Below are 20,456 nucleotides of genomic sequence, written 5' to 3' on the forward strand. Positions count from 1 at the left end.
GGTTACTCCAGGGTTTTCTGTCGGTTGGGTAGACGGTCCGCTTCCGGCTCAGGCCGGTCGTGGCGCATGATGTTCACTTCATCGTTCAGCCGCTCAGTTGCGTGTTTCTCCTCCTGCTTCTGTTCGTGTTCAGGACTGTGGTCATAGTCATTCGCCTGCGCCAGCTCGGCGTCCTGCTCCAGCGCCTGTGCGGCCTCTTTCAGCAGCGCCTCCTCTGCAGTGAGTTCTGCGTCAGGCTCTTCCGTGGATTCAGGCTGCAGCTCCGGCTCCAGGGTCTTCAGCGCGGCGTCAGCGGCCTGCTGCAGCTCTGCCTCACTGCGCACCCGCTCATCTCCGGCAGGCGTCGCGTCCTCCTGTGCGGCAGGCGGGTCGTTACGCAGCACCACCGGACTCTGCGGGTTTTCCGCCATCAGCGCCAGCGCCTCATCCGGCGTGGCCGCCTCCAGGACGGCAGCGCGCCCCTCGCCCTTCTGCAGCACGATGCGGGTGCCGTCAGACGCCCCTTCATAGTGCGCGTTTTCCAGGCTGAGGGCGCCGGTGGCGGGTGAGACCGGTACATGCCAGTTGCCCCGCTGCCGCCCGTGTTCGTTGATGACCGGCCACATCACCTCCGGCGCCTTCCCGGAGAGGAACCGCGCGTCCGCCGTCAGCTCACTGTCGGTACGCTGCGCCAGTCGCGTTTCCGCCACCGGCAGGCTGGCCTCCCACAGCTGCACTTCCCGGCCCGCCCGCAGGTCTTCCGTGCGCATCATCACGTCATGCACGGTCTGGCGCCTGCCGCTGTTGCGCTCAACCAGCCCCGTCCATTTGTCCAGGTTTCCGGCATACAGCTGCACATGCTCTTTTGCACGGGACAGCGCCACGTAGGTGTTGTCCAGCGTCGCCATCATGCCGCTGGCCCTGTCGCTGCCCACCATGGCAATGACGTACGGCACCGAGGCGCCCTGGGCGCTGTAGGTGGTGACGGCGTAGCCGTAGTCCAGGTGCTGGTCAGCCAGGGATGCCCGGGGGTTCAGGGTCAGTGACCGGTCGCCGGTGTCCAGCGTAATCTGCCCGTCCCGCGTGACGCCGGTGACGGTGGCCATGTCGCTCGCCCGCACGCCCCGCTCCCGGTCGGTGGCGGTCAGGCGGATTTTCTCGCCGGTGCTGATTTCCACTGACCGGGACTCAAACACCGCCACGTTCTCCTTACGCAGCTCCGGCGGCATGAACCAGCGGTCGTCAGCGCCCTCCAGCCCGTGCAGCCGGAAAATGCCGCTGAGGTGCTCAAAGGCGCCCACCTCATAGTACGCCTCACCCATGCGTACGGTATTGCCCCGGTTCTCCTGCCAGAATGAGCGCCGCCCGAGGTCGGCATTGCTGTTGCCGACGCGGACCAGCTGCCTCACCGTGACGGACTCACCCAGCTCACCGTTCTTTTTCAGCCCCTCATGCACCCGGTCGTTCACCAGCCGCCGGTCAGCGTTCAGCGGGGTCACTATCAGCGTGTCGTTGCGGGCCTCCGGCGTTCTGCCGGTGAAGTCGTCCGCCACGAGTTCGTAAATGTTCACCGCCGGAACAGAGATTTCATCCTCCGGCAGTCCCGCCCGGATGCCCGCGTCACGGGCTTCTCTGGCTGCCTCAGCCTGCAGGGCCGTCACGTCCACCATGCTGTTGCCGGGCACGTAAGCCGCTGCCTGGCGGGGCACGGTCTGTGGCGGCACCTGCTCTGCCACGGTGACGGCCTCCTTCACGTTGCCGGCAATGATGGCCTCAATAGCCGGCTTCAGCGCCGGGGTCTGGCGCACTATCTCCTTCATCACCGCCACGTCGGCGGCGCTGCGCTCCAGCGCCAGCGCAAAGGGCACGCCCGACTCCAGCGATTTCAGCTGGTCACGGTCACCGCTCAGCACCGCACGGCCGCCGCCCTCGGTGATGGCCGTCAGCAGGGAGGCCATCTGCGCATTGCCGTTCATCGAGGACTCATCGATAACGAACAGCGTGTTGCTGTAATCCCGCGCCTCGCCGGAGGCCTGCCACTGGCTGTTCTCGCTCAGGAAGCTGGCGATGGTCTGCGCCGGTATCCCGGCGCCGTTCAGCTCGCTGACCGCCCGGTGCGTGGGTGCCAGACCGGCAATCACCGGCGGGCTGTCCAGCGCGTTAAGTGCAGTGGCCACCGTGCGGAACTGGGTGGTTTTCCCCACCCCCGCATAGCCCTGGATGGCGGTGATGCGGTCCGGGGAGGTCAGGATAAGGTCAGCCGCCTGCCGCTGGCCGTCCGTCAGCGTCCCGGCCTGCTCTGTCGTCAGCCCGCCGGGCGCCAGCGGCACCACCGCGTTTTTCCCTTCTGCAACGTGGCGCAGGATGGTCAGCTCGTTGCTGAAGTTATCGCGGGAGATGTACAGCCCGGCCGCGCCCTGCTCCGCGCTGAGCGGAATGATTTCGCCCCGGCTCTCCAGCAGTTGCAGCTTAAGAGCCGCATCCTGCGTCAACATCGACTGGTCATCAACGATGGCCGCCATCACACTCGCGGTGCTGAAGGTCACGTTACCGCCCGTCACCTTCTCCACGGTCTGGCGGACAATACGCTCACCGTTCGTCATCTTTCGCGACTCCAGCGTGCGCAGCGCGTCCGTCAGTTCATCATGACCGCTCAGGGACGTCACGCTGCCGGTGACGGTGACGGAGGGCCGGTTCTCCTCCAGGCGTTTTGCGATGGTCTGCTCATCCAGAGGGGTGAATGCGGTGACGCTGTCACCGCTTCGCTTCAGCATGTTGACCGTGGTGTCGCTGACGTCTTTCCCGGCCAGCACCGCAATCACGCTCCCTTCCGTGCGCCGGGTGGCGCCGAACGATTCCGCGTAGCCGTACCCGGCATACAGTGGGGCGTCAGGACTCACCTGCAGCCGCTGGCCGCTGCTGTTCGCCATCACCAGCTTATCCCTGAACAGCCAGCGCCCCGTCTTCAGGCCGGTGACCGTCAGGGTCTCACCGGCACCGGCTTTCGCGTGAATGTCTGCAAAGGTGCGCAGCCGCTCGCCCTCGCGCAGCTCCAGCTTTTTCTCGCTGAACAGGCGGTAATGACTGTCGATGTCGCTGATTTTCAGCCCCTGCGTCTGGCCTTTCTCATCCGAGAGCGTCAGCAGATTGTGCCTTTCGCTGACGCCGGTGATGGTGAAGTCCGCCTGCTCCCCCTCACCGGTGTGGTGCTCCAGCACCATACCTTCCCGGTATTTTGTACGGTCGTTGCGGCTGGCGGCATCGAGCCACACCGGCTCGCGCACGGTCACCTGCGTCAGCACCCGGCCGAGCGAGCCGTCTTCCGTCATCGCCTCACGGATTTTGCCGGTCAGCTGCGCCCGGGCCTTCGCGTTACCGGCCTGCGCGCTGACCTGTTTCCCGGCCGCCGCTTCCTGCGCGTAGTACCGCGCGGCCACCGTCAGCCGGTCGTCGACCGTGTCCTTCTGCACCAGCGTGACCGCCACCGCGTCACCGGCGGCGCTGGCGGTAAAGCTCTTCACCCCGGCCGCCTTCAGCACCTCGGTGGCAAAGCCGGTGGTGCGCCGGGCGTGGGTGTCCGCCACCACCGTGGTGGCGCCCTGCATGCCTGCGGTTTTGAGCACGTCGTGCATGGCGGTGGTGCTGAAGCGCTCGGCCTCACTGACCAGCACCAGCGCATTCTCCGGCAGCGGCGTCTCCGCGAGCTTTGCGGGGGTGGTCAGCGTGACGTCACGCTGCTCAGCAAACAGCGCCGCCTGGCGCTTCACCCCGCCACCATCGGCGGCCACCACAACCAGCGGGCGGTCATTTTTCTCCGCCATCGCCGCCACCGAGGTGCTGAACTGCTGCAGATACGCCTGGCTGCCCCGGATGTCCACCAGGGTGACGGCGCGGTTCGCCTCCGCCAGCTGCGCCATCACGCCCCGCTCACTGCCCGGCGGCTGCAGCGTGCCGTCCCGCTCAGCCAGACCGGCGGCCACCTGCGACAGGCGCTGCTCATCGCGCAGGTGGGCGGCGGAGGTGAACAGAGTCTGGTTTTTGTCGACCGCCAGCATGGCGCCCCGGGAGATGGCCTCATCCACGGCTGTCCGGACCTTAAACAGCACGCCACCGTCGACCGGCACATGCGTCAGCACGCTGGTCAGCACGCTGTCGTAGGTGAAGCGCACGTTTTTCTCCGACAGGCGGGCGATGGCGCTGCTCACCTCTGCGTCAATCGCTGTCCGCTCCGGCCGGGCCTCCGCCCGGACGCCGGTGGCTTTTCCCTTACCGCTGCCTGACTCCTGTGACGGCACGCCATGCTCCGGCTCCTGCTCTGCCTGACGCTGCGCCCGGTTCTCCGCCACCCGCTCCCGGAGCGCAGCCGCATCAAAGCCGGTGTCCTGCAGCGTCGCCTGCCAGTGCTCCCTGACGGACTCCATCTCGCTGAAGTCCTTTTTCTGCCGGGTGTCCAGCGCGGCCATGCTTTTGGCCTTCGCGCTGGCATCCGCGCCCACCACGTCGAGAATGTCCTGGCGGCGGGAGGAAAATTCCTTCACCGGCACGCCTTCAATGTCCCACTCCCCGCGCTCACCGGTGGTGACTATCGGGTATCCCATCCCCTCAAGGTCATTGCGTAAAAAGCCCCGGTACAGGGCGCCGTAGCTGACCTGCAGCGCCCACACCTGGTCGGTGAAGCCCTGCCGGTTCTTTGTATCCGTTGAGAGCGTCTTCCAGCCGTCCTCCGCCAGCGTGGCGTTGGCCACCACCGCATGCGTGTGCAGCTGCGGGTCCAGATTACGGCTGGTGTCGTGCAGGAAGCGGGCAACCAGCAGGTTACCGGTCTGCTCCATCACCGACACCCCGTCCTGCATGGTGCGGGTGGTGGCTATCTTCTCTATCTCATCAAGGGTCTTTTCAACCGCCCGGTTGTGCGCCTCAGTCAGATAGCTGTCGCCGGTGACCAGCGCCAGCACCGACACGCTTTTCGGCGCCGAGAATGTGAGGTCGTAACCGGGACGGTGTTTATTGACGCCGTTCTCCATACGGGACAGATCGGTCCCGTCCGGCAGCTGGCCTTCCAGCACGGCGGTGAACACCGCCTTATCAACCGGCCCCTCCAGCCCCAGCGACTCGGCACCGGTGCCGTACCAGCCCGTGGACTGCTCACCCAGGAAATAATAGTTGTCTTCAGCGGTGTAGTAATTACCGGCACCGCCCGCACTTTTGACTGTGGATACTGACAGCATGGGTCACCTCAGAAACGTTCGGCATGATCGATATGTTTGTCCGGATGCCGGACGTCCAGCTGCGCACCGGTAAGGTCCGGCGGCGGTGGGGATGACGGGGTGCTCTGTGCCGGTGTGGCTGGCGGAGCAGCGTCACCGGCGCTGACCTGTGGCAGGCTGACCTCGCGCCCGTCAGGCTCTTCACTGGCAGCAGGCGGTGTCTCTGCGGGCGGGCCGCTGGCGGCCGCTTTCGCAGCCGGTGGCACGGTTCCGGCAGTGGTGCTGTCGCCGTCACCAAACAGCCGCCTGACCACGACGTCCGTCAGCACATCCGCTCTGGTCAGCTGCGTCTCCAGGTCCGCATCGAATACGTCCTCCACCTCACGGGGAATACGGTCTTCAGCAATGGGCCGGTACGCTTTCCAGGGCAGCTTCATGCGCACCACCGGCCAGTCGCCCGGCAGGGTGACGTAGCATTCAAGATCGTTAAGGCTCTGCACGTCGGAATAGCTGACCAGGAACTCATTCACCTCGGGCTTGGAGAACTGCACGCCGTCACGAATAATGTCGACGCCGTAGCTGTAGGCGTCTTCGAACTTTTTATGGCGCCGCTCGCCGATTTCCTTCTGCACCCAGTCGGCCACCGTGCCGCTCGGGGCGCGGTAGAAGACGCGGGTGTTCAGCAAATCCCAGACAGAGCGGGCGGCGTTGGTGCCATAGATTTCTTCCATCTGCGGGAAGTTCTGCAGCCCCACCACCGTACAGGCCCCGAACTTACGGCCTTCAGCCAGAAATTCAGGCAGGATGGGCAGCTTGTGCAGCGACGGCAGCTCATCCAGAAAAATCCAGATGCGGCGCTGCCGGTCAGCCTTCAGGCCGAGAATGCCGGACATGGTCATATAGAGCCACGCGCTGAGCAGGGGCTTGAGCGCGTTGTGATTCTGGCCGTCGCTGGAGATGAATATCCACGGGTTGTCGCCGGAGGCATCCTCCGTGTGCAGCCAGTCGCGGATGTTAAAAGAACGGCCGCCGTTCTCCTCAAGCCCCTGCAGGTAGCGCAGCGAGCGCACGTAGGTGGTCAGGATGGTGCGGATGGTCATCGCGGTTTTCTCGATGCTGCCGTCCACCAGGTTGGCCGCGTCTGTGCCCTCCAGGTACTGGCGCAGGTCCGCCAGGCTGATGGACATCAGTTTTTTCAGCAGCTCGCCGATGCTGCGGTCCTTTTCACGCGCCATGCGTCGCGAGGAGGCCACCAGGATGGCACGGGCTGACAGCACCCAGAACGGGTCACTGCTGCCGCTGCTGTCGGGCAGCAGCGAGGTGGCGAAGTTTTCATAGTCACCGACGGTCCTGCACTCTTCCCACAGGTCCCAGAACGGGCAGCGCGCGTCGAACGGGCAGAGAATTTTGTCTTTATCCTGGCGGTAGAACGTCGGGATAAAGTTATTGCCCTTGTCGTAGATGATGACGCGGTCACCGCGTGCACGCAGCTGCTCCAGCAGGCTGTTGAGCGCGGTACTCTTTCCTGAACCGACCGTCCCGTGCAGTCCAAAATTCTGCATCTCGGCGTCCAGCAGAAGATGCAGGTTGCCAATGCTCAGCGGTGACTGTTTCCCGGCTTTCTTCAGCAGCCGGTTGAGCGCCTGCGGATTGTCCACCAGGTCACGGCCGCCGGTCTGCTCGTTGTCGCGCTGTTTTTTGCCCTTCTGCCCCAGATACCAGGTGATGGCAAAGATGGTGCCGACAAAGGTGAAGGCGGCGATGCCCCAGCCGTAGAAGGCGGCGTTCTTCACCTCCTGCCCCATCTGAATGAAGTAGGGGTCGGTCATCACCTGCAGCGCCGTGTGCTTAAACGTCACCACCTCGCCGGTCGGACGCTCAAAGTGAAACGTCCAGCTGCCGCCCGGGGTTTTACCGGTGACGTGCTTAAAGGGCATGATGAACCACTTAATCAGCCAGTACGCGCTGCCGTGAAGAAACGCCTGCAGCGTGAGGCGCAGTAACATCCAGGCAAGGAAAATAACGAGGGTGAACATCATCACCCAGTAAGAGGCGATGTTCATGATTTGCATGAACATGCCAATCATGTACTTCAGGACCTGGCCACCCTGGGTGAAGTCGCGGGCATTAAGGCTCATACGGGCACCTCATAACTGGCGATGTCAGGGTCACGGTCAAGGGTCTGAAAACTGCCCTGCCCGCTGACCGGGTCGTAGTCCGGGTTAATGGCATCCTCAAAGAGCCGGAATATCTGCGCACACACCGCGTCAGGCTCCTGGCCGGGGGCGGTGTCGAAGTACACGACGCTTGCAGCGTCAGCAGCAAAGAAGGCGACAGGTGCGTTCGGGTCGCCGCAGGTCACCTGAGTGACGCGGATAAGACTGGCAGGCATAATTTATCCCCCGCAGGGTGTGGGTTCAGTGTTAACGTGCCCGGGTACGGGCGGTGGTGATATTCCGCCTCCTCGTCCTGACAGGGATGTCAGGCACTGCGGCGGGCGGGTCGGGTTTACAGGCTCAGAGGGTGTGGCGACAGAATTCCCTGAACAGGACGACGTTCAGGCTGATGACGGTGCTTAACCACAGGGTGTTTCTCAGCAGCGCGATAACATCGCCGGTGGTTTTTATGGTTTCCCGGATATCCGCGGCCGGGAGGCATATCAGCATTACGGCCAGCAGCAGTGCCCATCCCGTGGCGTTGAGCTGAATAAAACTGGCGGTGATGTGGCTGGCAGACGTCACCAGCTGCCCGCTCCGGTACAGCACGCGACCGGAGAGATTGCTTATTTTGCGCATGGACTGACTCCTGTTTCGGGTTGGGGGACACAGTCAGAAATCTGAAAGAGAGGCTGGTTAATCTGGCTTTCAACAAAGGCTTTACCGGCGTCAGGCAATGCCCGGAAGCGCGGTGAAAAGCAGCGGATGCTGTCCATCAGATTGCTGGTGTTGGTGAAGAACACCGGGCAGCGGGCGCGGATATCCTCCATGACCGGAGCAATCAGACGATTAAACGCCTCCTCCAGCCCTTCCCGCGTCAGGTCGTCCTGTATCAGCTGCAGATGCTCTGACAGAGGGCAGACCGTCACACCGGGACCGGGATACAGCACGCGCAGCGTGTCAGGGCAGTCCCTGACGGTGGCGATAAAGGCCTCATCCGGGACAGGCAGACGCCGGTTCCACCATCCCTCTGTGGTCAGACGGCCGGGTTCAACGGTCGGCACCGGGTAGAACTCCGTCTGCTCGCGGATAAGGCCAGCGGGGTCGGCCCTGCGCCAGATGGCAGTCTCACGCTGTGAGACCCGGTCTGCGGCCGCAACGCTCAGCCGTGGCTGACAGGCGGCGGGTATCCACTCCCTGGAGTCAGGCGATGACCGGTCACCAAATGGCGTGCGGGCGTGCGCAGACCAGAGGTGAATGACGTCGGTCACCGCATCGTCAGTGCCGGTGATATGCATATGCACCCGGTGCAGGCACACCGCACCGCGCACGGCCCAGCGTGTGATGAGGGTGAGATCATTCACAGGACGGTCGGTCTCAATAAAAATGCCGTATACCGCTTTACGGCCTTTTTTGCGGCAGACGTAGTGCAGCCGCTTATTGGGTGCAGGAAAGCGGACGGTCACGTCCCTGCCGTTCTCCAGCACCAGTCCCAGCTCAGGTACGGAGACATCGATCAGCTCCACGGACACGTTGCAGTACTGCAGGAAATACGACGGGGTCAGATGAATCAGCATGTTCACCTCGTTAGTTGGGATAAATATGAATTTTGTGTACGACACTGAGGCGCATATCCGGAAAGGGAATGCACGAAATGACGTTGAAGGTTTTTTGAAGACAGGAACGTTCTTCTTGTTATTGCTATTGGGAATCTAGAAGATAATCTTTTTATAAACTTGCTGCTCTACATTAATCCGATATCTTTAATTAAAGTCATCGAATTTCAACGCTTTAACAACTCACTATAGTTCTAATATTTAGTGTCTTCATGAAAATTATTACCTGAGGAACCCCACGCATTATTTTGAATATCAACAAAACTATCAAACATTGGTAAGCCATTCGCTGAATTATAACTTCCAACATCTGTTAAGTTAATATTTCCTTCACTATACTCATGCGTCACATTAGCTTGCGTCCCCCTAGCGTTACCCTGTACATCTATTGCTGAGTTCAACATAGGGATGCCATTTACTGGATTTATGTCGAACATGTCATCCAACTGATGGTTTCGGTGCTCAGAGAACAAATCTTTTAGAAGGGAATCACGAACTTTAGCTAGTAAGCTCCTTTCTCTAGCGAATTTAATCCAATTAATCATCATAACAAAAACAAATAAAGCTGGAATAACCACATGACTTGTCTCAATCGAAACTCCGCTTAACAAGCCCAGTAGTGAAAAAGATACTACCAACATCATGACAATACCACTAACTCTCATGTAAGAACTTATCTTCTTAGCCCGAACTGCCTCCTTCACTTCTAAAGGAGACACAGTATAAGCGGCAACATATGTAAGGATTGGAATAATAGTGAAAGTTGCCGTTAAAAAAACGGCTAAACTAACCAAGCTTTTTCCTTCAGAAGAAGGGGTAAGGAAAACCTCATGAAGCACGACTCCAAACCAAGACACAACGATTATGATTGGAATTTTTTTTATTCCAGAAAGCAAAGAGGGCAAATCTGACCGATCATTACCCTCATCCTGCCTGTGAACTAGGAACTTATCAAGACCATCCATTTCACACCTCTTTTAGGAATAGTTATTTGTTAGGATCATCAAGGTGATCTTTATAATCACCCGGAAGTATTGATTCCTGATTTTTTTCAGCCGCCTTGTGACTCTTTCCAAATTCATCTCCAGCATTGTTAAAATCAGTACGCCTGTTATCAATACCATCGCGTGTCATTTGATTGCCTTGTTCCATTTCAATTCTAGCATCCTCTGCTTTATTTTTAACCACACCCGGCATTGCAGCAACATCTTTTTTCACATCCGTGTGAATATTTCTTTCAGCGATATGACCGTCGATCTCCGCATTTGCCGTGTTATAGGCGCCGCCGAACTGTGCACCGGCAGTATTGGCCGGAGCGCCCATGCCCTGCCCGGTCTGACCGGCGTTGCGCTCATAGTCACTGTCAATGCGGCCACGCAGCTTCTCATCCACAAACTGCTCAACCAGCCCTTCACGTCGCTGTGAAACACCAGGGTCAGATGCGTTGGTGAGAACAGTCTGTGCCTCATCCGGCGCACGCTCTTTAACCCACTGCACGAACTGCTGGTTGTAATTCTCCTTCGCACCGGCACTGAGCGTCTCTGTTTCGGATGCCATTTTCTGCAGCTCATGGGTATGGGACTGACTTGTGGTGTACTGCTGATAGGCACTGTCTGATGTGCTGATACCGGCAGAGATCTGGTTCATCAGACCGGAAGCATTATTGTCCACATGCTGGCCGTTATGGGTCACGCTGTAATTACGTAGTACATCCATTCCCTGAGAGAAATCTGTAGCTTCACGCGCTGAGAGTGTACGACTGTTATCTTGTCCTTGCTGCCCCCCTTCAGAAGTTTGCGAAGTTGCACCAGTTCGCGTTGTCACATCCGCACCTGCATGAACATCACCTTTAATTGATGCCCCTGTTAACCATTGTCCAGGTTTACCCCAAAGCGACTTGCTTGAATCTGCCCCAACTTGCACCCTCGCGCCAACATTTGCAGATTCGTTTCGTGCTTTATCCTGCAATTCGCTATAAGCCTGATTCAGGCCTACGTGATTTCTGTTTGCATAGTCCTGCGCCACATTCTGCATGCGGTTAACTCGCTCAGCTTCATTCACGCTCATGCCGGTCTGCGCAGACAGTGACTGCGTATCGCTATTGCCATACTGATCGTGGAACTGCCGCAGACTGGAGGCGGTTTGCTGCACCGAGTGGTTATAGCCCTGCATCGCCGTTTCGGTCTGACTCATGCTGTCGCGGGTCATTTTCTGCGCTGCGCTGGACAGCTGACGATCCCAGTTCAGGTCAACCGGCAGACGGCTCATCCCCTGAGAGGCGTCGTAAACGGTCTGCCCGTCGGCGGTATGGGTTTCCACCGCCCCGTTCCCCAGCTGCAGGGTGGAGCTGCCTTCACGGTATTCCCGGTTCAGGTTGGTTTTGAACCCGTTGATGTTCTCCATCTGCATGTTGGCCATGTTGTAGTTACCGGAAGCAACCGCCGAGGCGTCTGCCGTGCTGGCGCCGCCCAGCGCACTGCCGAGGCTGGAGCTGAGGCTCGCAAAGTTCTGCCCCAGCTGGGTGAACAGCTTAAAGGCAAGGAACGGGATGGAGAGCATCAGCCAGCCCGCGATACCGGCCGTGGTCGAACTGGTGTCCATCAGCCGGTTCATGTTGGAGAGCGTCGGGCCGGTGGCATTAAAGCTGCCCTGGGTGCCGTAGTTGACCGCGAAATTGAATATCGCAAACATCACCGGCCAGAGCATCAGGCTGCCCATAAAGTTCAGGTAGTTTTTGCACACCCCCATCGAGATTTCGCGCACAAACAGCGCCAGCACCATCACCGGGAAGATGCACACGCAGAACAGCAGCAGTACCGTGTGCAGCTGCGGCAGCACCTCGGTGGCAATGGTGTAGCTCACCGCATGCGACAGGCGCAGCTTCATCAGCGACTGCTCGGAGGCGATGTCGACCATCGAGGCGGTATCGTTCATCCCCTTGACGTAGCTGTTCAGCCCGCGACGCAGACCGGCGACGGCCACGTTCTGCAGGATAATGTCTTTGGCCGCCTGACTGCTGTTAAAGAAGTAGCTGTAGCTGCCCGCCAGCTGGTTAGCGTAGGCCGTGGCCGGAGTGGTGCTGCCCGGCAGCATCCGCGACGCATGGTACATAAAGGTGCTGCTTTCCGGCGTGCCCTGAATGGCCAGCAGGTTCTTAAGCTTCGGCGCCGCATCCCGGCAGTACATAAAGGTGCTGCCGCTGGCATCGCGCCAGTAAATTGCACGTACAGGGCTGGGCCTGCTGAAGATAACCGACTGCACCTCCGTCGACTCCATCACGTCCTGCATGCTGTACTTGTGGTTGAGCGTGATGTCCGGCACCACGCAGTTTTTGGTGTAGGACACCATATTGATGGCCACCACCGGGTCACGTCCGGCGATGGTGAAGCTGTCCTGCATCAGCTTTGAGGCGAACATCATCCCGGTTTTGGTGTAGGTGCGCTCATCCGGGAAGTGGAAAAAGTCCTCGTAGGCGGTGGTGATGGTGTAGCCGGTGCCGGTGATTATCCACAGCGGCGCCGCCAGCCCCAGCGGCACGTTATCCACGCGCCCGATGGTGTCAGGTGCGGTCAGGTCGTTGACCACCACCGTGACTTTGGGCGTCAGCAGCAGCGCGGTGACCAGGGTAAAGGTCAGCGCCCAGTAGAACATGATGCGCAGGTCGTGGGTCTTCAGGTAGCTGTAAGCGCAGGTGAGGATACCCAGCACCTCGGCAATCCACATCACGGTCTTCCAGCCGCTGTTCATCATCATCGCGGCCACGGCGTTCAGGCCCATCGTTATCATACCGCCGCTGCTGGTCACCCAGATATCAAGCGTCATGGTCAGCCTCCGAAGTCATAGTTGGACATCATGGTGTCAGACACGTCCGTGGACAGCTGCTGACGGAGCTGCGAGAGGTTGCGCTCAAACTCACCCAGGCCGTTCTGCTGCACCTGAATCCGCCCCACCCGCTGGCTCAGTTCGTTGCGTACCTGACGCAGGTTCTCGCGAAAATGTTTGTTCTCTTCCTCGGTATCGAGCGTTCCGGCCGCCCCGGTCTGCGCCACGTCAATCAGCCCGTTGATGTAGGACATCACCATGTCGGCCGCGACGTATTCCGCGAGGCTGCTGACCACGCTCTGGTCAAGACCAACCGAGGCGGAGTCGATGGTGTAGCGCAGCAGCTGCACGCGGGTGCTGGATATCAGCGCCTTCTCGTCACTGGTCAGCGCCGCGTCGGTGGTGCTTTTCTGGAAGATGTCGTTGAGCATCTCCCGCACCCGGCCGGTCATCGCCTCATCCTCCGTGAAGGTGAACTCCGAGATGGCCGGTTTCAGGCAGGTGTCGTTATCGTTGCAGCGGTAGATTTTCTCGGTCCCGCCGTTCAGCAGGGTGTTGAACATCGCCTCGCTGCCGCCGCGCGGGGACAGGAACGTCGGGTTGCCCTGGCCGTCATAGATGACGGTACCAACCATCGACATGATGAACTCCTTCAGCGCCCGGTCGTTGCTGAAGAACTGGTTGAGCTTCGTGAACGTGTCCCAGGTGAGGTTACGGTTGCGCGGAATACGCTGTTTCTCCTGGTCGTTAGCCTTGTTGTAGACGTTGTCGTTTTCCCCGCCGACGCCGCAGCCCTGACGGGACGCCGCCCAGTCAGAGAACACGTCGTGCGACGTGCCGAGGTCCTGGCAGATTTTGGCGCTGGCCACCTGGCTTTTAGGCCACAGGCCGCCCACGATGGACTGCGCCGCCTGGCAGGTGGAGATGTTCATGTTGTTGGTGTCGGAGGCGAGCTTCTGCAGGTAATCCTTCACCGCCTTGCACTGCGGGCAGATGGTCTCCAGCCCGAGGTCGAAGGCATAACCGGCGGCGTTACTCAGTATCTGTTTGCCCATGATTTTGATGCTGTCGCTGTTGATGAAGCTGAACGAGCCAAGGTAGGCATCGATGCCGCCACAGCCGGATTTGATGTCGGGCAGGGTCACGGATATCAGCTGGATATTGCGCACCGGGGTGCGGATAAACAGGTTGCCGCCGGTGAGGTACCCGGCTGACTGGCCCTGCCAGGCTGCCGCCTGGGTGTAATTGCCACCGCCGCCGCCCATCTGGTCAAAGAACTTGTTGAGGTCGCTGTGGACGTCCGCCACAGACGCGGCAGAGCACAGCAGCAGGCCCGCGCCGGTCATGGCGCTCAGGAGCATAATCTTCATCACAGCACCCCCAGCCGGACGGCCAGCGTGAAGGACTCATCCAGCCGCTGCTTCAGCGCCTCCTCACTCATCTCACCCTGTGACAGGGGAATGGTGACCAGCGACTGCGTGTTGACAATAAAGTCGGTGGGCGTGGCCTGCGGCAGCTCGGCAAAGAAGTCTTTGAGGATGCCGTCATTGACCGGCGCCACGTCAGGGAACACCGCATCACCCGCCCCGTCAAAGCTGTAGACGAAGACCTTTATTCCGGCCTGACCGGCTACGGCCTTCAGCACCGGGTTAAAGCGGTGGCAGTACGGGCAGTCGGAGCGCACGAAGTGGACTATCTGCCACTGGCGGACATCGATACTGCGGCCGTCCTGCAGGTGAAACCAGACCGGCGCTGTGGGCGCCGCCGGTTTCGTCACCGGCGTCACGGCAGGCGTCTGCACCTGCGCGGTATCCTCGCCCTTGCCCTGTTCCAGCCGGGCAATGTCATCAATCGTTCCGGCCACCGTCAGACCCGGGGCCAGCATCATCAGTACCACAAGTAAGTTTCTGAACACGGGTCAGTCCTCCGGTTTAAAGTTGGTCACAACGTTGAGCATCCTGCGGGCCAGGTCATCCTGGGTGATAAAGCCGTAGCTCAGCGGCTTGTACTGTTTCTTCAGCGGCTCCACCAGGAAGATGGCCGGGAAGTGGGTGATGTTCATTTTTGCCGCCTGCCCCGCATCCGGACGGCTGTCAGGCAGGTCGGCGCTGATACGGCCGTCAACCGAGATGGCCACCACCGGCAGGTCATACTGCTGGCTGAACTCCTTCACGATGGCGCCGAGGCGGTTGTCCAGCGGTTCACTGCCCCGGTAGAAGAAGAACACCCCGTAGTGCTGGTTAACGTAGCGGATGGCCTGCTGCTGCTTCTGCCGCTGCTGCGTGTACTGGATGTTGGCGGTGCCGTTGTAATAGGAGTGCTGCAGGTTGTAGTCGAGGTCCGGATTCTCCAGCAGCACCCGCTCCCAGTTGGCCGCGAACTGGCTGGCCTGGTTCACCATCCAGTCCTGGACGATTTTGTAGCGGCGGATGTTGGCGGGCGTGGGGTTGAGCATCGCCTCATTCATCACGTTGTCGCGGAACGCCTGCAGGCGCTTCATCCGGGCGGTCGGGCTTTCCGGCGCCGGTGAGGACGGAGGCACCTGCGACGCAGGGTCGTCCTTTTTCACCGGCTCGTTGTACCAGTACCAGCCCACCGCCGGGTCATAGTTGTACCCGTCCGGCTTTTTCTCCTCTGCGTGCAGGGGCAGCAGGACGGATAACAGGAGCAGACAGAGCTGTTTTTGTAATCGCATATCAGCCGCCTCCGTTTGCGCTGAGGTTACTGTTGATGCTCTCCTGAATGCGCTTTGTCAGCGCATCCTGGTCCGGGAGGGCCACCTGGCTGTTGAGGTCGGCATAGAAATCGCTGAAGTCGATAGCGTCGAACCTGATGCCCTGCAGCTCCGCGATTTTTATCCCCCGGCAGTCAGGGCTTTCGCCGGAGCCAAAGCTGATACCCAGCTGGTCGCGGCGGCCCTGCTCCTGGACGATGCGGGCGAGCTTGCTGTCAAACACGCAGTAGCCCTCTTTCTTCTCCAGACAGACGCCGAGCACCTTCTTCGCGCAGTACGAACCAACCTTCACCGTGAGCAGCTTCTCTTTGGCCGTGCCGATTTCCTTTTCTTCCGTATTGCAGTGCGCCAGCCCGGTATCCTGTCCCCAGCCGCCGCTCTTGCAGCAGTTGCTGAACCCGGCGGCGCTCTTGCGGCACGCCATCGCTTTGCCGGTGAACGCGGTGACCTTGTCCGGGTCCATCCCGGCAAAATCCTTCCCGGCGGCGGCAAGGGCAGCCAGCTGCGAGACCGCTTCCTCAAAGTTCTGGTTCTGTCCGGCTTCCATCGCCGCGCAGCTGCCGTCAGAGCAGTAAAACTCGCTGCCGCAGACGTAGCCGGTGCTTTTTACCGTGTGGGCGCACTGGTACGTCAGGCTCTGCAGGATGCAGTAGTCACCGCTTTTCTGCGTGCAGGTGCGGGTGCCTTCGCTGCAGTTGGGGTCACCGATATAGGTCTGGCAGGTGTTGGTGTCGTCTTCGTTCACCATCCACTTCTGCGTGTATTCCCAGCAGTCGCTGTAGAGCGTGAAGGTTTTGCCGCTGACCGTCACCGTGCGGTTGCCGCCGGGGTCGGTGCAGCTGTCGCTGAGCTTCACCGCATCCCCCATGTCAGCCGGGCAGCTGCTGGTCCAGACAATCGCCGCCTTCAGCGTGTCGCGTTCGGCCTGCATCGGCAGGGTGATGCGGGCAACAAAGGTGCCGCTGGCCAGATTGTCGCGCAGCGTGTCGGCCGCCTCATCGTTGTGACCGTCCGTGTTGGTACGGATGCGGAAGGTGATGACCTGGCCCGCCGTGACGCGCTGCGGCGTGATGGAAAAGGTGCCGGAGTTATTGAGCTTCACGGTCATGCTCTGCCCGAGCACCTCCAGGGTGTACGTTGTCCGGTCACCGTGATAGCTCGGTGATTTGGGGTAAAGGAACTCCCAGGTGCCGCTGCTGATAGTGCCGTCCTGCGGCACGGTGAGGTTCATCTGCACCCAGTAACCGTCGGTGCGCTGCCCGGTGGTGCTTCCGGCATTCAGCACCAGCTGGGTGTCGTAGGTTTCCCGCGAGCCGGTGGTTTCAATCGTCGCCTTACGCGAGCAGGTCTGCATCAGGGTGTTGCCCATCACGCAGCTGTGGATGGTGTACGTGGTTTTCGACACCTCCTGCTCCACGCACTGCCCGGTGGTGCCGCCCGCTATCGCTTCCGCGTTGCCGCGCAGGTCATCGCTGTGCTTTATCATGTCGGAGTCATAGCTGATGCTGTCCACCGGGTTATTCACATACGACTCCTGGGCGGTTTTGCCGAGGTCAGAGGTGCTGAGTTCGGCCTGCCCCGCCACATCGATGCTGGTGTCGGTCTGCGTGCCGCCCTTGTAGTAATCCTTCTGCGGCGCATCCGCGCTGTAGTTATCGAAGTAGCCGTTCGGATCGGCACTGGTGATACCGCTGGCCGCCTTCGCGGCATCCACGCCTTCCTTATTGGCGTCATCCATTGATGAGGCCTGCACGGCGCAGGCGAACAGGGCCGCCATCAGGGCGGCGCAGAGGGAAAATTTCATTATCCACCTCGGTGGGTTAAGGTCTGACGGCAGCAGCCTTCGCGCAGTCGCCCTGCGTGTCCATGATGCGCAGGGCATCGTTAAAGGAGAGGTTGCCGTAGAGGATGTCGGACTGACTGCCGCACTTTCGAACCAGTGCAGGCACCTGCTTCACGCCGTACTTCTCAAAGCGCACCGGGTCAACCTGCACGCCTTTAACGTGATACGTGGTGACCAGGTGCATCATGTACCGCGCGGTCTGCTCCATGCTGTCGCCGACCAGCCCCCGGAAGTAGACCGGAATGTCACGGGCTTCAGCGCCTTTTATCAGGAGGGCCAGCTCTTTCTCCGGAATGGAGGACGAGAGGAAGTAAGCCATCTCGTTCTGCGTTTCACCGACCTGTGACGGGCCGGACGGTTCCGCTGCCTGAGCAGCAGGAAAGGTCAGCAGGGCCGCCAGCATCACAGCACCACGCAGTTGCGTTTTTTCCATATCAGGTACCCGTAGTTTTTTCTGGACACCGGCATCTCTTTACCGGTCTGCCAGAGCATGACGTTACGTCCGAAGGGGTGGCAGGCCGCCACGTCCGGGATGGTGTTCACCATCTGATAGCGGTAGCGGCTTTTCGGCATGATGGCGGTGGGATATTCGTAGCAGACGGCGGTGTTGACCCCGACCGAGTCCAGAATGAGACCCTCGCGGTGCAGCTTGAAATCCATTCGCTCACTGAGCAGCGCCGAGCTGTTCAGCCCGCTGGACTCGTTAACGATGTTGCCCGTAAACGGATACATCGAGCCGTGCGACCCGGCACACCAGAACAGCGCATCGAGCGGCTTACCGACGGCGGAGGTCACCGCATCGGCCGCACAGGCCATCTGCGCCACCGGGTTGGCAAACAGCATCACCTCCGGGTTAATGAACAGCGACAGGTTGTCGTCCTTCCACATCGGGTCCAGCTCCGAGAGGTAGCCGATGTCGTACTCCCCGCCCTGCATGCACATCTCCGAGGTGATGATGTTCAGCCAGCTGATGAGCGGGTACTTGTACCAGTGAACGTGGTAGAACGTGCCCGGGTGCTCGTTGGCGGTTTTGGTCCCGGCGCCGGTGCCGGTGTGCGGGATGCTGATGGAAAAGCCCCCCATGTTCACCATGCAGCCCGGCGCCCGGGTGACATCGGTCATCGCAAACGGCTCCCAGAAGCCAATCGCTATCCCGGGACGCTCAAATATGGGCGGCGGTGCCGGGCAGAACTGGATGGGTGAAGACGGGTTCTCCGTATCCGGCAGGCTGCCCTGTGAGACCTGCACGCTGCCGATGCTCATCGGAAACAGGCAGTCCCAGCAGACGTCGGTGATGGGGTTCATCCACCGGCCGTCACAGGTCGGGTCGGCCGCCCGGGCTGACAGGCTCAGGCCGAGTGCCATCAGCAGAACAATGACCGTACGCATCTCAGCCGCCCTGCTTCGCGGATGCGCGGGCTTTATCCACCGCCGCCTGCAGCGCTGCCTGGCTCACCGCGCCGGGAATGACCGAGACGTTATCTGCACTGGCGCCGGTCACCGGCATCACCACAAAAGCGGGGGTACCCTGAATACCCAGTGCCTTCGCCAGCGCGTTGTTACGGTCAAGGGCAGCGGTGGCGGAACCACCCTCTGCCGTGGCCGTGGTGCCGGACTGCTTCACGGCCGCGTCAATATCGGCCGCCGTCAGCTCACCCTCAATATGCCCGGTGGCGTACAGCGCGGCATGGTAGCGGTGGTAGGCTTCAGCACCGCCCAGCTTCCACACTCCCACCCCGGTCTGCGCAGCCGTGGCGGACAGTGGCCACTTGCCGCCAAAGATGGGCCACTCCTTCCAGACCACGCGGACACCCGGATTAGCCCGGATAAGCGCCTCAACCGCTGGCGCGGTGCGGGAGCAGTACACGCACTGGTAGTCAAAGAACTGCACCACCGCGACGTCGCCCTGCGGGTTCAGTACCGGGCTGTCGGGGTCACCGAGCAGCTGAGCCTGCTGTGACAGCGCCGCCTGCACCGACTGCGTGGCCTGTTTCTGCTGCGCCTGCGCCTGCAGCTTCTGGCTCATCTCAATCAGCAACTCAGGGTGGGAGCGCAGATAATCCGCCGCGATTTTGCCGATGGCATCCTGCTGGGCAGGGGTGAACGTGCTGTCAGCCGTTTTTACCGGCGGGGTGGTTTCTGCGGCGCCCGACAGGCTGATGGCGGATGGGGTATACAGACTCACCACGCTCACCCCGACGATCACGGCGGCGGCGAGGGATGCGACGATAATTTTTGGATTCACAGGTTATTCTCCGTAGCTGAGGGATTAACGGTCTGGCAGACCGTATTCAGTGATGCTGAAAAGTTTCTTCCCGGGCGCCTGAGTCACCCGCGCCGGGATCTGTTTAATGCCGAACTTGCGTACCAGCGTGCCGGTCTGGTCAAAGAACATCTGTTCGCCCAGCGCTCCGGCGCTGTCGCGCACGTTGCCGTTCACCAGGATGACCTTGCGTACGGCGGTGGTGGTCTGCTGCGCTTTCATCCAGGCAATCTGGCGTTCGTCGTCTCCGTCAATGAAGTACAGCGTCTCGTCAAACACCGGGATAATGTCGAAGGGGTTCACCTGCTGGCCTTTACGGGCGAACACCGTGCCGTTCTGGTCGGCCAGGTCTTTTGTCACCGTGAAGGTCGGGTCAAACAGCCGGGTGTGCGTCTCTTTCGCGGTGACCAGCCCTTCCACCGGCGGTGGCCGCAGCGCGTCCTCCTCCGCCCGCTTCTGCATCTCCTGCTGCACCGCCTCCGGGGACTGCCCGGCGAAGTGCTGCTGCAGGTTGTTTTTCATCACGCCAATAAGGTCGTGCTCGGCAATCCCCCAGGTGTCGCCATAGGTACCGAGGTTCGCGGCGGTCGCCGGAAGCGCGGCGGCCAGCAGCAGCGCGGTGAGCATCGTCTTCATGCTGTATCCTTATTTACCACCGGGCGTTTAAGCCGCTGGCAGGTCGCCTTTGCCTGCTCTGTTGCCGTCATGCAGGCAACGATGGCGGTCACCGGCACCTCCGGGCGGCGGCACAGGCGGCGGTATTTCACCATCAGGGCGCGGTAGCGTATCTGCGCCATGCGCCACGCCTGCAGTTCAGGACTGAGGGTTGTTTTCAT

At 60.7% G+C, this 20,456-nt stretch carries 16 protein-coding genes; all 16 read right to left on the reverse strand.

Features of this window, described 5'->3' with window-relative positions; all coding sequences use genetic code 11:
• Nucleotides 1-2 precede the first annotated feature (2 nt).
• The 16 genes from traI to NG99_RS07185 all read right to left on the reverse strand — a co-directional run bounded on the left by traI (nucleotide 3) and on the right by NG99_RS07185 (nucleotide 20,456).
• Nucleotides 3-5,207, reverse strand: a complete 5,205-nt coding sequence (gene traI / locus NG99_RS07110; RefSeq protein WP_034890162.1) for a conjugative transfer relaxase/helicase TraI — start codon at nucleotides 5,205-5,207, stop codon at nucleotides 3-5.
• An 8-nt stretch (nucleotides 5,208-5,215) separates the two neighbouring features.
• Entirely contained in the window at nucleotides 5,216-7,324 is a 2,109-nt protein-coding gene (gene traD, locus NG99_RS07115) for a type IV conjugative transfer system coupling protein TraD (protein ID WP_052130592.1), read from the reverse strand.
• Complete coding sequence (locus NG99_RS07120) at nucleotides 7,321-7,578, reverse strand: hypothetical protein (RefSeq protein ID WP_034890164.1); 258 nt, start codon at nucleotides 7,576-7,578, stop codon at nucleotides 7,321-7,323. Before NG99_RS07120 ends, traD begins: the two co-directional genes overlap by 4 nt.
• A 124-nt stretch (nucleotides 7,579-7,702) precedes the next feature.
• Nucleotides 7,703-7,981, reverse strand: a complete 279-nt coding sequence (locus NG99_RS07125) for a hypothetical protein (RefSeq protein ID WP_034890167.1) — start codon at nucleotides 7,979-7,981, stop codon at nucleotides 7,703-7,705.
• Nucleotides 7,969-8,919, reverse strand: coding sequence for a DUF6012 family protein (locus NG99_RS27490; RefSeq protein WP_052130593.1), 951 nt, complete (start codon nucleotides 8,917-8,919; stop codon nucleotides 7,969-7,971). The genes NG99_RS07125 and NG99_RS27490 overlap by 13 nt, the downstream gene beginning before the upstream one ends.
• Before the next feature lie 233 nt (nucleotides 8,920-9,152).
• Nucleotides 9,153-9,923 carry a hypothetical protein gene (locus NG99_RS07135; protein ID WP_034890170.1) on the reverse strand — a complete coding sequence of 257 codons (771 nt, stop codon included), beginning with the start codon at nucleotides 9,921-9,923 and terminating at the stop codon, nucleotides 9,153-9,155.
• A gap of 22 nt (nucleotides 9,924-9,945) precedes the next feature.
• Nucleotides 9,946-12,780 (reverse strand): conjugal transfer mating-pair stabilization protein TraG, encoded by a 2,835-nt coding sequence (gene traG, locus NG99_RS07140; protein WP_034890173.1) that lies wholly within the window; start codon nucleotides 12,778-12,780, stop codon nucleotides 9,946-9,948.
• Nucleotides 12,781-12,782: 2 nt separating this feature from the next.
• Complete coding sequence (locus NG99_RS07145; protein ID WP_052130594.1) at nucleotides 12,783-14,150, reverse strand: conjugal transfer protein TraH; 1,368 nt, start codon at nucleotides 14,148-14,150, stop codon at nucleotides 12,783-12,785.
• Complete coding sequence (gene trbB, locus NG99_RS07150; protein WP_034890175.1) at nucleotides 14,150-14,695, reverse strand: type-F conjugative transfer system pilin assembly thiol-disulfide isomerase TrbB; 546 nt, start codon at nucleotides 14,693-14,695, stop codon at nucleotides 14,150-14,152. The genes NG99_RS07145 and trbB overlap by 1 nt, the downstream gene beginning before the upstream one ends.
• A 3-nt stretch (nucleotides 14,696-14,698) precedes the next feature.
• Nucleotides 14,699-15,475 (reverse strand): type-F conjugative transfer system pilin assembly protein TraF, encoded by a 777-nt coding sequence (traF, locus tag NG99_RS07155; RefSeq protein WP_034890178.1) that lies wholly within the window; start codon nucleotides 15,473-15,475, stop codon nucleotides 14,699-14,701.
• A gap of 1 nt (nucleotide 15,476) precedes the next feature.
• A complete protein-coding gene (locus NG99_RS07160; RefSeq protein ID WP_052130596.1) occupies nucleotides 15,477-17,318 on the reverse strand; it encodes a conjugal transfer protein TraN in 1,842 nt (613 codons plus the stop codon).
• A 16-nt stretch (nucleotides 17,319-17,334) separates the two neighbouring features.
• Nucleotides 17,335-17,790 carry a type-F conjugative transfer system pilin assembly protein TrbC gene (trbC, locus tag NG99_RS07165; protein ID WP_232298219.1) on the reverse strand — a complete coding sequence of 152 codons (456 nt, stop codon included), beginning with the start codon at nucleotides 17,788-17,790 and terminating at the stop codon, nucleotides 17,335-17,337.
• Complete coding sequence (gene traU, locus NG99_RS07170; protein ID WP_034890180.1) at nucleotides 17,760-18,746, reverse strand: conjugal transfer pilus assembly protein TraU; 987 nt, start codon at nucleotides 18,744-18,746, stop codon at nucleotides 17,760-17,762. The genes trbC and traU overlap by 31 nt, the downstream gene beginning before the upstream one ends.
• A 1-nt stretch (nucleotide 18,747) precedes the next feature.
• Nucleotides 18,748-19,602: a DsbA family protein gene (locus NG99_RS07175; RefSeq protein ID WP_232298221.1), complete on the reverse strand. Its 855-nt coding sequence runs from the start codon at nucleotides 19,600-19,602 to the stop codon at nucleotides 18,748-18,750.
• A gap of 24 nt (nucleotides 19,603-19,626) precedes the next feature.
• A complete protein-coding gene (gene traW, locus NG99_RS07180; protein ID WP_034890183.1) occupies nucleotides 19,627-20,256 on the reverse strand; it encodes a type-F conjugative transfer system protein TraW in 630 nt (209 codons plus the stop codon).
• Entirely contained in the window at nucleotides 20,253-20,456 is a 204-nt protein-coding gene (locus NG99_RS07185) for a hypothetical protein (protein WP_034890186.1), read from the reverse strand. The genes traW and NG99_RS07185 overlap by 4 nt, the downstream gene beginning before the upstream one ends.

Origin of the sequence: Erwinia typographi, assembly GCF_000773975.1 — a bacterium.
GTDB classification, from domain to species: Bacteria; Pseudomonadota; Gammaproteobacteria; order Enterobacterales; family Enterobacteriaceae; genus Erwinia; species Erwinia typographi.

Excerpts from the sequence above, each read along its gene's own strand:
- traI (WP_034890162.1), bottom strand. The coding sequence starts at position 5,207 with ATGCTGTCAGTATCCACAGTCAAAAGTGCGGGCGGTGCCGGTAATTAC.
- traD (WP_052130592.1), bottom strand. The coding sequence starts at position 7,324 with ATGAGCCTTAATGCCCGCGACTTCACCCAGGGTGGCCAGGTCCTGAAG.
- NG99_RS07120 (WP_034890164.1), bottom strand. The coding sequence starts at position 7,578 with ATGCCTGCCAGTCTTATCCGCGTCACTCAGGTGACCTGCGGCGACCCG.
- NG99_RS07125 (WP_034890167.1), bottom strand. The coding sequence starts at position 7,981 with ATGCGCAAAATAAGCAATCTCTCCGGTCGCGTGCTGTACCGGAGCGGG.
- NG99_RS27490 (WP_052130593.1), bottom strand. The coding sequence starts at position 8,919 with ATGCTGATTCATCTGACCCCGTCGTATTTCCTGCAGTACTGCAACGTG.
- NG99_RS07135 (WP_034890170.1), bottom strand. The coding sequence starts at position 9,923 with ATGGATGGTCTTGATAAGTTCCTAGTTCACAGGCAGGATGAGGGTAAT.
- traG (WP_034890173.1), bottom strand. The coding sequence starts at position 12,780 with ATGACGCTTGATATCTGGGTGACCAGCAGCGGCGGTATGATAACGATG.
- NG99_RS07145 (WP_052130594.1), bottom strand. The coding sequence starts at position 14,150 with ATGAAGATTATGCTCCTGAGCGCCATGACCGGCGCGGGCCTGCTGCTG.
- traF (WP_034890178.1), bottom strand. The coding sequence starts at position 15,475 with ATGCGATTACAAAAACAGCTCTGTCTGCTCCTGTTATCCGTCCTGCTG.
- NG99_RS07160 (WP_052130596.1), bottom strand. The coding sequence starts at position 17,318 with ATGAAATTTTCCCTCTGCGCCGCCCTGATGGCGGCCCTGTTCGCCTGC.
- trbC (WP_232298219.1), bottom strand. The coding sequence starts at position 17,790 with ATGGAAAAAACGCAACTGCGTGGTGCTGTGATGCTGGCGGCCCTGCTG.
- traU (WP_034890180.1), bottom strand. The coding sequence starts at position 18,746 with ATGCGTACGGTCATTGTTCTGCTGATGGCACTCGGCCTGAGCCTGTCA.
- traW (WP_034890183.1), bottom strand. The coding sequence starts at position 20,256 with ATGAAGACGATGCTCACCGCGCTGCTGCTGGCCGCCGCGCTTCCGGCG.
- NG99_RS07185 (WP_034890186.1), bottom strand. The coding sequence starts at position 20,456 with ATGAAAACAACCCTCAGTCCTGAACTGCAGGCGTGGCGCATGGCGCAG.